The organism is Erwinia endophytica (genome assembly GCF_009295515.1).
GTDB classification, from domain to species: Bacteria; Pseudomonadota; Gammaproteobacteria; order Enterobacterales; family Enterobacteriaceae; genus Erwinia; species Erwinia endophytica.
The window spans coordinates 121931-134885 of record NZ_RQVV01000022.1; the positions used below are offsets into that span (position 1 = coordinate 121931).

Here is a 12955-nt window from a genome sequence, read left to right on the forward strand (position 1 = left end):
GTAAGACGCCATGCCGCTGTCCTGATCATTTGCGGCAAATGGCGTTCAGTGAGAGATACACCAGAACCACGCCAATCACCATCAGGAACGTATAGCCCAGCAGATGAAACAGCCATATCCCTGCCACCCCCCCGAGTAAAAACGCCACTAAAGTATAAAAGTGCAGTCTGAGCCGACCAATATAGAGCGGCGCGTCTTTCGGGGATTCTTTACGCCGCAGAACATCAAACAGCATGGCAAGTTCAATACCGATATCGGTCGACGTTCCAGAAACATGGGTGGTTCTTACTCTGGCATTCGAAATACGGGTCACCACCGCATTTTGTAAGCCCATCAAAAAACTGAGACAAAAAATAAGTATCATCCCTGGCGAGGCAGGATGCAGCCAGCGTTCAGTCATACCTAACAGGATTAACGCCGCGCCTTCAATTAAAATATTAACGGCATAGATTGAACGGATACCATGGCGCCGACCCGCATTAATAATGAGGGTTGAGAAAACTGAACCGGCAATAAACAGGCCTATTATCGTCAGGAAGAAAATCCCTACTTTTAAATTGGCTTTGGCGATGTTATCTGACAATGACGAAACATTCCCCGTCATGTTTGCCGAGAAAAAACCGACGATTTCAAAAGCAGCGGTGTTAAGCGCCCCGGCAATAGCGGCTAAAGTACAAGCCAAACGACTATCTGTGTTGATGGTTCTTGCTTCATCTGTTGTCACTAACATTTAGCAAACCCGGCGTCGTAACATAAAGTTTTATCCCCGTCATACTGCAAACCGCATGTCCGTTAGCCCCATTCAGTCAGCCGAATCACTTCCCCTCCTGCACTGGCTATCTTCTTGCACTGCTCTTATTCAGGGTTTACATAACCTGAATAATCTGATCATTTAGGCAATGACACAAGCGTCTCCATCACCACGCGGCATTCATCTTCCCGTTATCCCCTCCCCACCGGAAGAAGACTAACCCGACCTTCCTGCCAGACCTTTTACGAATTTTTTTTATGGTGCCAGCCGCTTCCTTGCTCACAAAATGACATTTTCTTGATCTGTATCATTGACAGATCTTATAAGTGAAATGTTACGCGTAACTCCACAAATATTGTTCCAGCGTAAAACCAGAAAATAGTGAATTTTATTAGAAAAAAACACCAGATATAATCAAAAAACAGACAGTCATGCTGAAAAAAATTGCGCCGCCCGACAACTCAGAACCCCCTCTGTTATTATCGATAAAAATAGAAGTTAATAATCAATCAATTGCAGCTGAATACTCTCCCAAAGGTTACCATGACTGACGCCCGGTGATCCTCCCAGGCTGAGCCCCCTGCCAGATCCACTTATTCCTTAAGAAGATCTACACAATCAAAGGTGCTATTTATCACTAACCGGGAATATATTTTTTTATTGCGAAACAATTTGACGTAGTAAACCCCATGAATTAACTGTTTATTCTGGCAGGATGCTGCACTACACCGTGCCTTCTGGTAACAACTTTGTCATGCAGTGGTTTTCAAAAAACGCCGTCCTTTTTTCACTTAAGACCTGTCTTGCCGCCTTTCTGGCCCTTTATATCGCTCTTGAACTTAACCTGGATAAACCGGCCTGGGCGTTGACCACGGTCTACGTCTCTTCCCAGCTTTACTCCGCCGCGACGATTTCCAAATCAGTGTTTCGCCTGATGGGAACTTTGCTGGGGGGAATATTTATCTTCCTGATTTATCCCGAGACCGTGCAGTCGCCGATACTCTTCAGCCTGTGCGTTTCACTGTGGGTCAGCGTTTGTCTGTACCTGTCGTTGCTCGACAGAACACCGAAAAGCTATGTCTTTATGCTGGCGGGTTACAGCGCGGCAATCATGGGCTTTCCTGGCGTTACCATGCCATTGTCGATTACCGAAACGGTGATTTCGCGCATCGAAGAAATAACGCTTGGCGTCACCTGCAGCAGTGTCGTACACCGTTTGCTGCTGCCAGTGTCCATGCGCCGTCTGCTGGAGCAGAGCGTCAGCGTCTGGTATCAGAACGGACGCCAGCTGTGCAGCGATCTACTGACCGGCATTCCACGGGATAAATCACCAGAGCGTGAAGAGATCCTGATCCGCATGGCGCAATATCCGCAGCAGGTCGAAACACTGATCACCCACTGTGTCTATGAGGGCGATGCGGCCCGTAGTCTGATCCGCCTGATCAGCGTGCAATACCGGCATCTGTCCTACCTGATCCCTACGCTGACCGCCATCGAGCGCCGTTTACAACAGTTGCAACAACAACAGATCCACGTTCCTGAAAGCGTCGCCGTGGCATTTCAACAGTTCTTGTTATGGCTAAACGCCAGCGAAGGCGTTGGCGACACCAGCGACATCCAGTCCATGCTCACCGCCAGTCAAAACGCGCTAAAAAATGCCTGGCGGCAAGAGGGACTGCCCGTGGGCGACTGCCTGCTGTTGAGCGGACTGCTTGAGCGACTGGCTGACTTTGTACGCATCGCCGGGGCATACCAAAGCGTCAGCGACCTGGTTAGCGATCTCTCTGGCGATACCCGCCTTGCCCGTAAAGAACGGGCGCGTCCTCATACTGATACCGGCTTGCTGTTGCTCTCCGCCACCACCTCTCTGCTGGCGACATTGGGTGCCTGCCTGTTATGGATAGGCAGCGGCTGGCTGCATGGCGCCACCGCCCCAATGATGGCCGCGATCCTGAGTTCCTTTTTCGCTGGCGTGGACACACCAGGCAACTCAATGAAATTGTTCATTAAAGGGGTCGTGATTTCCATCATCATCAGCGTGATATATGTTGCAGTGTTGATCCCGCAGGCCATCACTTTTGAAGCGCTGATCATCTGCCTGACACCGGGACTTATCGCGCTGGGGTTAGTGATCGCCAATCCTGCCACCAACATGATTGGCCTGAGCGCAGCAGTACAACTCCCGGGCTTTATTGGGTTAAGCCACTATCTCACCCCTGATCTTCCGGGGATGCTCAACACCGCTATCGCCTCAATGACGGGTGTATTGTTTGCGGTGGTCATCACCGCGCTGATCCGCAACAAACGCCCCTCCTGGATCGCCCGCCGCGCGGTGCGTTCGGGATTGCGCGAGCTGCTACGCTTTGTGAAAGAAATGGAACGAAACGGCGCCTCTTTACTGAGACGTCAGCAATTTATCACCGGTATGCTGGAGCGAGTGAACGTCATTCTGCCGCGTATGCGCCTTGATCCACATCCGGACCTGCTCGCGGCGGGCAACCTGGTCACTGAAGTGTGGCTGGGTGTGAACTGCTACGACTATTATGCCCGTCACCAGCAGATACTGAGCAATTACCGCATCGATAACGGGCAGATGTTCCACGAGTTGGCACGGTTTTTACAACAACGGATGAAATCCCTGAAAACCATGCCGCATCCAGATCTGCTGGATGCGTTAGACCAGCTGTTAGTGATGTTGGAAAATCTGGCCACCGCGGATGATCAGCTCTTCACACCGCTGTTCCATTTATACAGCCTGCGCCTGTCGTTGTTTCCTGATAACGGCTGGCCCCGCCTCAAAGAGCAGGAATATTGACCGGCGCGAGGATAACCTGGCGATGCTGTCGCATGAGGGGCCACAGAACAGTAAACACCGCATGACCTGTTTTTCAGGCCGCCAACAGACAAAACGGTCTACCGGGGACAGGCCCTCCCCGTCTGGGATAAGTCAATGCCCCGCCAGACATGCAGGCGATGCGCCAACAACGAGCAGAGAACATTCTGCTGCGCCAACGCGACAGTCGGCAGGATAGTGCCGACAAAATATTTTTTCGGCATCGTTGAATCAATCCAGTCAATTCTGAATCACCCGTCAACTCCCTGCTGTCGCATCGGCATTTATCCCTGCCTTTATCTGAATCAGATGAATCAATACCAACCATTTCTGGCATATGCCTTGCATTTCTGATTGGGTCAATTCAGCAACGGGTGGCATGATGAAGCAGGCAGACCTGATGGCGAAACTCAAAACTCTCTATGAACAACTCCCGCGTCAGGAGCGCCTCGCTGCAGGCTTTGTGCTGGATCATCCGCAGGAAGTGGCCGTGATGTCGATGCGGGAGCAGTCACGGATCGCCGATGTTCCCCCTTCAACGATGACCCGCCTGGCAAAACGACTGGGATTTGGCGGCTACGATGAACTGCGGGATGTTTTTATTGCCACGATCCGCCGCCAGGGACTCGAATATGAATCACGCGTTCCCGGACTGGTGGCAATGAAAAAGACCCAGGGAGAGGATTCGCTGTTACGTGACCTGGCCGGCACCACGTTGGCGCACATTGAGTCCTTGTGCCAGCAGGATAACCTGGCGGCAATTTTACGAACCGGCAAACTGCTCTCAGAGGCCCGCACCATTTATTGCCTCGGTTTGCGTTCTTCTTTCCCGGTCGCGTTTCACTTTCATTACATCAGCAGTTGGTTCACCGCTAATGTGCAACTGATTGAGGGCGGCGGTGAGAGCGGCATAATGACTCTGATGCATGATATCGGTCCGAAAGATGTGCTGCTGGTGGCCAGTCTGGCGCCTTATGCCCGGCGCGCCGTGACGCTGACCCGTTATCTGGCGCAACAACGCGTCAAAATTGCCGCCATCACCGATAACGCCAGTTCCCCACTGGCCAGGCTGGCGACCGAGACCATTATCGTCAAGAAAAAAACCACCTCTTTTTTCGACACCCTTACCCCCGCGTTATTAGTCAGTGAATTACTGGTGGCGTTATTCGCTGCCAATGCCCGCGTCGATATTCAATCGGCGGTGAAAAAAACCGAAGAACAATTATGGGCAGCCGGTGAATGGTGGAGCCTGAATTAACGACCTGACCAGAGGAAAATGATGACACCCTATAAACCTGAACTGACCACGCCGCCGAAACATGGCCATAAAAGCCTGCTCTATTCTGAGGTCGTCAGTGATTTAAATACGCTCGACTCCGTGGATATCGCGGTACTGGGTATCCCCTATGGTTCACCTTATTCTATTGATGAAGTCACTAACGATCAGACCAATGGCCCCACTGCGGTACGCCAGGCGACGGATCGCGCCGTACGCAGTATTGAGCGCTATGACTTTGATATTGGCGGCCCGCTGATGGCAAATCAGGCTATTCGCATGGTGGACTGCGGGGATATTGCCGGTGACGCGCGCAAGCCCGGCCAGCACTATGCAGCGGCGGAAGCGGTGGTCCGCAAAATTCTGCAACTGGGTGGGATGCCGCTGGTGATCGGCGGTGATCATGGCGTTCCCATCCCGGTACTGCGCGCGCTGGACGAATTAGGCGAAACCATCACCCTGATCCATGTCGATGCCCATCTCGACTGGCGTCAGGAGGTCAATGGCGTGACCGATGGCTACTCCAGCCCGATTCGCCGGGCATCAGAGATGCCGCACATTGGTGAAATTTATCAGATAGGTCTGCGCGCCAATGGCTCTGCCCGTCAGGAAGAAGTCGATGCCGCCCTGGCTTACGGCGCCCATTTAATCCCGGCCCATCAGTTGCATGATGAAGGCATCGAGGCGGTGTTGGCCCGCATCCCCGCTGGCGGACATTACTACATTACCTGCGACGCCGATGGCATTGATCCCACCATCATGCCCGCGGTGAATGGCCCGGCGCTGGGCGGCGTCACTTACCACCAGATGCGCAAGCTGATCCATGGCCTGGTAAAAAAAGGCCGGGTGGTCGGCATGGACCTGGTCGAAATAACGCCAAAGAAAGATATCAATCAAATTACCGCCATCACCGCCTGTCGTTTCTTTGTCAATTTAATTGGCAGCGCGGTACGAGCCGGCTATTTCAATAAAAAATAAACGGTTATTTGCGCCAATACCACAGGGTTATGTCTGTGCCAATGCACACCATCCTTTTAAGGGGAAGAAAGCAATGAAAAAAAATTTTACGCTCGCAGCACTGTTCAGCATCGCCATGGCCTGTTGCAGTTTAAATGCCACGGCAGCCGATCTGCTGGATAAGATGATACAAACCAAAACAGTGCGTATCGCCGTGCCCGAGGATTACCCTCCCTATGGTTTTGTCGGCAGCGACATGCAGCCCCAGGGAATTGACATTGATACCGCTAAACTTATCGCCGATAAGCTGGGCGTGAAACTGCAATTGATCCCGGTAACCGGCCCCAATCGCGTGCCTTACCTGCAAACCGGCAAGGCGGATATGACCATCTCGTCGCTGGGTAAAACCGCCGAACGCGCCAAAGTGATTGACTACAGCATCGCCTACGCGCCTTTTTTTGATGCGATATTTGGCAAATCCAACGTCAAAGCTGGCAATGGCGCCGAACTGGCAGGCAAAACCGTGTCGGTTACCCGCGGTTCAATGCAGGATGAAGAACTGACGACACTGGCCCCCAAAGCGATAGTCCGTCGTTTTGAAGATAATAACAGCACGATCTCCTCCTATCTTTCCGGGCAGACCGACCTGGTGGCGATTGGCACCACCGTGGCCAGTACACTGAAACAGAAACATCCCAGTCTGGATATTCAACTGAAGGTTATCCTGTCTAATTCCCCTTGCTATGTCGGTTTACCCAAGGGAAACCCGGCGCTGGTAGCGAAAGTGAATGAGATCCTGCGCGCCGCCAGGGCTGACGGCACAATTGATAAGCTGTCGCAAAAATGGTTAGGCGCACCCGCGGGCAACCTGCCGGAATAAACCATGACGCCACTTCACGCAACGCCACCCTCGGCTTATCAGCTTATTACTGGAGAAACCAGAGTATGAACTTTGATTTTGGCGCAGTGCTAAGCCAGTGGCCGATGCTACTCAATGGTCTCGCCCTGACGCTGGGGATGACCCTGCTGGCGACGCTACTCGGCACGGTACTGGGCATCGCCTGTGGCTGGGCACGTGCCCATGGCGCACCCGCGTTACGCTGGCTGGTGGGGATTTACGTCGAGGTAGTGCGGAATACGCCCTATATTATCCAGCTGTTTTTTATCTTTTTTGGCCTGCCTGCCGTGGGTATTCACCTGTCAGCCACCACTGCCAGCGTGCTGTCGCTGATCCTGAATCTGGCGGCCTATGCCAGCGAAATTACCCGGGCCGGGATTGACAATACGCCACGCAGTCAAATTGAGGCGGCCGAAAGTCTGGCGTTGAATCGCTGGCAGATTTTCACCCGGGTGGTGCTGCCGCCCGCTCTGGGACGTGTGTGGCCAGCGCTGGTCAGCCAGGTAATCATCATCATGCTGGGATCAGCGGTATGCAGTCAGATTTCTACTGAGGAGTTGTCGTTTAACGCCAATCTGATTGCCAGCCGGACCTTTCGTAACGTTGAAGCCTATATTGTCGCCGCCGTCATCTATTTGCTGGCAGCGATTGCCGTACGCCAGATCCTTAACTGGGTAGGCCCGCGTTTTATCTACCGGCGTCCCGGTTAAGGAGTCATCATGAGCGATTTTTCACTGTGGGACATTTACCGTAACCTGCTGCTGGCGCTGCGCTGGACGGTTGGCCTGTCGGCGATTGCTTTTATCGGTGGCGGACTGGTAGGCGGTGTGTTGCTGGTGTTGCGCCTTTCCGGCTCTCGCCTGGCCGGACAGGTTGTTCGCTGTTATGTGCAACTCTTTCAGGGAACCCCGCTCCTGTTACAGCTATTCCTGGTCTACTTTGGCCTGGCCTTAATCGGTATCGACACCTCAGCATTATTTGCCGCCAGCCTGTGTATGACGCTGTATGCCAGCGCTTATCTCACTGAAATCTGGCGTGGCAGCGTTGAGTCTATCCCCCGCCAACAATGGGAAGCGGCGCAAAGCCTGGCACTGTCGTTTGGCGAGCAACTGCGCTACATCATCCTGCCCCAGGCATTACGTGTCGCCATCGCCCCCAGCGTTGGTTTTTTGGTACAGGCGATAAAAAACACCGCGCTGGCTTCGGTTATCGGTTTCGTCGAACTGACCCGCTCGGGACAAATTATTGCTAACGCCACCTTCTCGCCTTTCCTGGTGTACGGCAGCGTGGCGTTGCTTTATTTCCTGCTGTGCTTTCCGCTCTCATTGTGGAGCCGCCGCCTTGAACAACAACTGACCCGGAGACACCACGAATGACTCCCCAACAGACTGATTTTTCATTGGTTGATATTCGTGCATTACGCAAACGTTTTGGTGATAACGAAGTACTGAAAGGCATCGACTTGCAGATTAAACGCCAGGAAGTGGTGTGCATTATCGGCAAGAGCGGCTCCGGTAAGAGCACGTTATTACGCTGTATCAATGGGCTGGAAACCTTTCAGGAAGGGGAACTGTTGGTTGATGGTCAACCGATCCAACCGCATACCCCGGCAGCATTGCGCGAACTGCGACAAAACGTCGGGATGATCTTTCAAAGCTTCAATCTGTTTCCTCATATGACGGTCGGTCGTAACGTCATGCTGGCCCCGACGCTGGTGAAGAAAATGTCCGCCAGTGAAGCCGAACGGACTGCCCGCCGCCTGCTGGAGCGGGTTGGGCTGGCAGAAAAATTCGACAGCTGGCCGGAAAGCCTCTCCGGTGGCCAGCAACAGCGCGTGGCCATTGCCCGGTCGCTGGCGATGAATCCGGAAATTTTACTCTGTGATGAAATCACCTCGGCGCTGGACCCGGAGCTGGTGGGGGAAGTATTGCAGGTCATTGAGTCACTGGCCCGCGAAGGCATGACCATCATTATGGTCACCCATGAAATGCGTTTTGCCCGCAAAGTGAGTGACCGCATCGTCTTTATGCACCAGGGGAAAGTCCACGAAACCGGGACGCCCGAAAGCGTGTTTACTCATCCACAAACTGCAGAATTACAGCAGTTTTTAGCCTAAGAATTGCTGACCAGGAGAAAATAATGGTTCACACCCGTATCCGGCCGTTTAATACCAAAGAAACCTACCCGGAACAGAATTTAAATAACGACCTGTGCCAGGCTGTCGTCGCGGGTAATATGATTTTCCTGCGCGGCCAAATTGGCCAGGATTTGGACACCCGTGAGTCAGTGGGGATTGGCGACATTGCCGCACAAACTGAACAGGCGATGCACAATATTAAAATGCTGTTAGATGAATGTGGCAGTAATTTACAGGAGATTTGTAAACTCACCATCTATCTTACCGATGTCCGCCACCGGGAGACGGTTTACAATATTGTGGGTCGCTGGTTGCAGGGAGTATTTCCGGTCTCAACCGGGTTGATGATCTCCCACCTGGCACGGCCAGAATGGCAGGTAGAAATTGATGTTATCGCGGTAAAAGCCTGATATTTATTTTCACCTAACGTAACAGGCCCACGAATAAACGCGGGCCTGTTGATAATAATTGCTGATAACAGCCCCCGTTGAAAAGAACAAAGCTGACTGAACCAACCCGGCAATCCTGGAGACTCAACGCCCATAAAGAGAAGCAAAGCAGATGATTAAAAACCCCTGAAACCGTCTGTATGGTTCTGGAAAGTCAGAACGAATATGACTCACGATAGGCTGCCCTCAGTTCCATTGCCCTGAAGATCGGTTGCACACCGGAGACACTGCGCACCTGGCGTCAGTATGAAGCGGGCGGTTCAGTCTTATATCACTGACCTGACCAACCGAATCGCCGGTGAGAATACGCGCCAGAAACCACAGGCAGATTAATCTCCATAACCGATCGATATAAGAAAACTGATCGATAAAAACAATGATCTTTTAGACAATACCCACAAGCATCATAAGGGCGAATTCACTTTCTGAGTTCATCCGTCGCAACGATGAAGATGCCTGGCAGAAGGCATGGGGCAAGAAGAAAGCTGTATTTGCTGTGATGGGTATGACTCGTCCATTACGCACTGGGCTACCCATATAAATTAATCTATGCCTTCTCTGCTTTATCCGGATTATGACTGCTCAGGGATGCAGAAAAAATAGCTTACTGTTTCGTTGTGATGATATTTACACTGGCAGGTGCACTTTATGCACCGGTTGGCATAACTATGGTTCCCCGGAGATCAATGTCATTGGCTCGCTGATGTCTACTAATACGAATGAAGCCCATGAGTTTATCGGTAACATCCCAACGGTCGCCTGGCTGCTTTCAACATCTGTTATTGTCTCCGGGATAGCCACTATCGTGTCATCGTTTTCCGGGCATAAAAACGCGTCCATCACACGGGAGGTCTATGGTTTTCTGGCGCTATTCTTCGTTGCTTCTGCGCGATGGTCCCCGTTCCGCCAGGGGAATACGGCAGAACTGAATAACAATATCGTGGCACTGGCTTCACGTGCTGGATTTGAAACCTGGTGGATATCGAACCTGGGCAGGAAAGGCCATGTTGACTCACCCGTCGCGTTAATGGAAGAAAGCGCAGATCATTCTTATTTTACTAAATCAGCCAACTCCAACGACAGAATGGATTCCCCGGATGATCAACTGTTACCACACCTCGATACAGCACTGAAGCAGGAACAGGGGAAAAAACTCATCGTACTGCACCTGATGGGGCCACATCCGCAGGCCTGTGTGAAAACGCGTGATCAGTATGATATCGATATGGGTGCGAAGGAAATATCGTACTACATCAAATCGATCGCCATAACAGACAGCCTGCTGGCACAGATCCACGAAATGGCGAAACGTGACGGCGGCGACGGGTCCATGATGTATTTCTCTGACCACGGACTGTCGTATATCAACAAAGGCACGGCAGATGCTTACTTAACGCACGGCGATAAAACCCGCGAGAATTATCACGTACCATTTTTTATCATCGACAAAGATCAAACTCATCCCGGTACGACGCAGTGGCTGACGTTTTCTGAAAACATTTTCACAATGGATGAAAATTCGCGATCCGTTGATTGCCCTGAACGGTGACATGCTGTCTCCTGAAAACTGCAGCCCCAATGATCGTGTTTTAAATTTCCAGGGGCAACGGATGAATTACGATGAATTACCTTCAGTAAAATGATGTTTGACGATAATTAATCTGACGTTGTCATCATGCAGGAGATAACAATCGATGACCTGTTTACCAAAACAAGCGATATTGTGAAACCTGCCGTTCCTGACTCTACAGCATCAAGCACCCTGGCAAGTCAGCGCCTTTGCTTGCTCTGGTATACCGGGTATAGTTTGGCTTCAATACTCACTGATAACTGCTGTGGCTAATGGTATGAACCTCAATCGCTTCTGTTACTTGATCCTGGCCTTAGCGGCGGCTGGTAGCATATTGATGCCTCGTCCCCTTCTTATGTGGTTTCTGTTCGCCAACGTATTGACACTGGTGGTTTATGGTGCGGATAAAATGGCTGCCCGCAGAGCCTGGCGCAGAGTACCCGAGTCTACCTTGCTGATATTTGGTTTTGTGGGTGGATGGCCTGGGGCCATTGTCGGTCAGCAAATCTTCCGCCATAAAACGCAAAAGCAGCCATTTAAAATTTGGTTCATCATTAGTGTGCTGCTGAATATCGCGGTACTGGTGACGGTTTATTGGTTGTCTCTCCACTGAAACAGATCCGCGCTGTACTTCGCAGTGCTGGCCCCTGCTTCTGTCAATTTAATCCCTGCCCCGTCAACATCCCTGTATTGTTCACAACTCGATCTTCGCTAACCATATAGTAATGTTATTCCGCCTCATATTGATCGTTTACAACGATCAATATTCATAAATTGATCTATAGAAACGATTATCTTTTATGTGACATCACTGGTTATGCTTAATTTTTATTGATGGCAGAAAAAGCCTTTGTATTACGGTTGTTTATACAGCCAAGGTTTACCATGCCTTTTTTACAGGGATGCCAAATTATGTGGCCATGGAAGCGCCAAAAGATGAATAAATGTGCACGATGCAATAATAAAAGAGGCGTCATTGAACGATGGTTCGCACTCGATAAAGAGTATTGCGATGAGTGTTTGTATGAAATGGATCAGGAAATCAGGGAAAGAAGGATCTTTCCGGTCAGGCGCCAAAAAGATGACAACGAAGGGAAGTCGTGACTCAGCATGAAGACTAACATTAATGTCAGTGTTATTATCCCCGCATACAACGCCGCCACGACCATTGCTTGTCTGGTCAGCAAAATCCTCAGCGAAACCCGTGTTGCCATTGAACTTATTATCGTCAACGATGGTTCTACTGATGATACCGGCAATATTATCCGCCAAATCCGCGACGATCGGCTTATTTGCCTTGAGCAGGCCAATCACGGCGTCTACGCTGCCCGTAATGCGGCCCTGGCCATTCATCGGGGAGAATGGGTGATATTTCTGGATGCTGACGATGATATTGGCGACGGGTTCATTGATAAACGATGGCAAGTAGCTACTGCGTCACAAGCCGATGTCGTGCTCTTTAATGGCTGGCATTCAGGCGCTGACAACCATCGAAGAGCCGTTCACCGAAAGCAATCCTATGGGGAGGCTCTGTCAGGTCATGATTGGATTAGACACTGTGTTACACGCCACGAATGGCCGCATTACTTGTGGCTGCAGATGGTCAGATCATCCTATATCAAACAGTATTCATTGCGCTTCCAGTCAGGCAAGAGCCATAAAGACATTCTCTGGACAATTCATCTCGCAGTTAACAATGGTCGCTTTCGCGTATCGGGCACTAAAGATTACACCTATAAGGTGAATGCAGACTCTATTACGCACCGTCATGATTACTATGATGTTCGGGCGATAAGTTATGTTGATGTGATCGCAGAAATACTAAGACTGGCGAAAATTGAGCAAAACAAAAAAATAAAGGTGTTTTTACTCAAACATGCGCTGGTGGAAACGCGCCACTTTTTGGGGTTGTATCGGAACAAGGTTCAGGATAAGCCAATGGTGAAAGCCAACTTCCGGGACAATATATCGCTGGTCAGTTTATTCAGAGGTATCAGTAACGTCAGTGATGTTTTTTTCTTTATCAAACTAAATAACTGCGCTTAATACCGCTTCACTTTCGTTAGCCCGTGTTTGTTGCCAGG

13 protein-coding genes are annotated in these 12955 nt (G+C 50.9%); 11 read left to right on the forward strand and 2 right to left on the reverse strand.

What is annotated here, in order from left to right:
- Nucleotides 1–25: 25 nt before the first annotated feature.
- The gene (locus EH228_RS07125; protein ID WP_152320975.1) at nucleotides 26–730 is read right to left on the reverse strand and encodes a YoaK family protein; all 705 of its coding nucleotides are present in this window, start codon (nucleotides 728–730) and stop codon (nucleotides 26–28) included.
- A 775-nt stretch (nucleotides 731–1505) separates the two neighbouring features.
- Between EH228_RS07125 and EH228_RS07130 the strand changes: the two genes are divergently transcribed.
- Entirely contained in the window at nucleotides 1506–3566 is a 2061-nt protein-coding gene (locus EH228_RS07130; protein ID WP_152320976.1) for an FUSC family protein, read from the forward strand.
- Between the two features lie 98 nt (nucleotides 3567–3664).
- Here EH228_RS07130 and EH228_RS20170 read toward each other — a convergent pair whose 3' ends face one another.
- On the reverse strand, nucleotides 3665–3808 hold the full coding sequence (locus tag EH228_RS20170) for a hypothetical protein (RefSeq protein WP_193323293.1): 144 nt from the start codon (nucleotides 3806–3808) through the stop codon (nucleotides 3665–3667).
- A gap of 176 nt (nucleotides 3809–3984) precedes the next feature.
- On the opposite strand from EH228_RS20170, the gene EH228_RS07135 reads away from it, so the two are divergent.
- The 10 genes from EH228_RS07135 (at nucleotide 3985) to EH228_RS07185 (ending at nucleotide 12917) form a co-directional block, all read left to right on the forward strand.
- Nucleotides 3985–4842, forward strand: a complete 858-nt coding sequence (locus EH228_RS07135) for a MurR/RpiR family transcriptional regulator (RefSeq protein ID WP_240116249.1) — start codon at nucleotides 3985–3987, stop codon at nucleotides 4840–4842.
- 21 nt (nucleotides 4843–4863) lie between these two features.
- On the forward strand, nucleotides 4864–5838 hold the full coding sequence (locus EH228_RS07140; protein ID WP_152320977.1) for an agmatinase: 975 nt from the start codon (nucleotides 4864–4866) through the stop codon (nucleotides 5836–5838).
- A gap of 73 nt (nucleotides 5839–5911) precedes the next feature.
- The gene (locus EH228_RS07145; RefSeq protein ID WP_152320978.1) at nucleotides 5912–6697 is read left to right on the forward strand and encodes a transporter substrate-binding domain-containing protein; all 786 of its coding nucleotides are present in this window, start codon (nucleotides 5912–5914) and stop codon (nucleotides 6695–6697) included.
- Nucleotides 6698–6762: 65 nt separating this feature from the next.
- Entirely contained in the window at nucleotides 6763–7425 is a 663-nt protein-coding gene (locus EH228_RS07150; RefSeq protein ID WP_152320979.1) for an amino acid ABC transporter permease, read from the forward strand.
- Nucleotides 7426–7434: 9 nt separating this feature from the next.
- The gene (locus EH228_RS07155; protein ID WP_152320980.1) at nucleotides 7435–8091 is read left to right on the forward strand and encodes an amino acid ABC transporter permease; all 657 of its coding nucleotides are present in this window, start codon (nucleotides 7435–7437) and stop codon (nucleotides 8089–8091) included.
- Nucleotides 8088–8831, forward strand: coding sequence for an amino acid ABC transporter ATP-binding protein (locus tag EH228_RS07160; RefSeq protein ID WP_152320981.1), 744 nt, complete (start codon nucleotides 8088–8090; stop codon nucleotides 8829–8831). Before EH228_RS07155 ends, EH228_RS07160 begins: the two co-directional genes overlap by 4 nt.
- 20 nt (nucleotides 8832–8851) lie before the next feature.
- Complete coding sequence (locus EH228_RS07165) at nucleotides 8852–9262, forward strand: RidA family protein (RefSeq protein WP_204902652.1); 411 nt, start codon at nucleotides 8852–8854, stop codon at nucleotides 9260–9262.
- A 742-nt stretch (nucleotides 9263–10004) separates the two neighbouring features.
- On the forward strand, nucleotides 10005–10850 hold the full coding sequence (locus EH228_RS07170) for a sulfatase-like hydrolase/transferase (RefSeq protein WP_193323294.1): 846 nt from the start codon (nucleotides 10005–10007) through the stop codon (nucleotides 10848–10850).
- 298 nt (nucleotides 10851–11148) lie between these two features.
- Entirely contained in the window at nucleotides 11149–11484 is a 336-nt protein-coding gene (locus EH228_RS07175) for a DUF1294 domain-containing protein (protein WP_152320984.1), read from the forward strand.
- 497 nt (nucleotides 11485–11981) lie between these two features.
- On the forward strand, nucleotides 11982–12917 hold the full coding sequence (locus tag EH228_RS07185; RefSeq protein WP_152320986.1) for a glycosyltransferase: 936 nt from the start codon (nucleotides 11982–11984) through the stop codon (nucleotides 12915–12917).
- Nucleotides 12918–12955: the final 38 nt, after the last annotated feature.

Bases quoted from the DNA above. Each gene is read 5' to 3' on its own strand.
- EH228_RS07125 (WP_152320975.1), bottom strand. From the start codon at position 730: ATGTTAGTGACAACAGATGAAGCAAGAACCATCAACACAGATAGTCGT.
- EH228_RS07130 (WP_152320976.1), top strand. From the start codon at position 1,506: ATGCAGTGGTTTTCAAAAAACGCCGTCCTTTTTTCACTTAAGACCTGT.
- EH228_RS20170 (WP_193323293.1), bottom strand. From the start codon at position 3,808: ATGCCGAAAAAATATTTTGTCGGCACTATCCTGCCGACTGTCGCGTTG.
- EH228_RS07135 (WP_240116249.1), top strand. From the start codon at position 3,985: ATGGCGAAACTCAAAACTCTCTATGAACAACTCCCGCGTCAGGAGCGC.
- EH228_RS07140 (WP_152320977.1), top strand. From the start codon at position 4,864: ATGACACCCTATAAACCTGAACTGACCACGCCGCCGAAACATGGCCAT.
- EH228_RS07145 (WP_152320978.1), top strand. From the start codon at position 5,912: ATGAAAAAAAATTTTACGCTCGCAGCACTGTTCAGCATCGCCATGGCC.
- EH228_RS07150 (WP_152320979.1), top strand. From the start codon at position 6,763: ATGAACTTTGATTTTGGCGCAGTGCTAAGCCAGTGGCCGATGCTACTC.
- EH228_RS07155 (WP_152320980.1), top strand. From the start codon at position 7,435: ATGAGCGATTTTTCACTGTGGGACATTTACCGTAACCTGCTGCTGGCG.
- EH228_RS07160 (WP_152320981.1), top strand. From the start codon at position 8,088: ATGACTCCCCAACAGACTGATTTTTCATTGGTTGATATTCGTGCATTA.
- EH228_RS07170 (WP_193323294.1), top strand. From the start codon at position 10,005: ATGTCTACTAATACGAATGAAGCCCATGAGTTTATCGGTAACATCCCA.
- EH228_RS07175 (WP_152320984.1), top strand. From the start codon at position 11,149: ATGAACCTCAATCGCTTCTGTTACTTGATCCTGGCCTTAGCGGCGGCT.
- EH228_RS07185 (WP_152320986.1), top strand. From the start codon at position 11,982: ATGAAGACTAACATTAATGTCAGTGTTATTATCCCCGCATACAACGCC.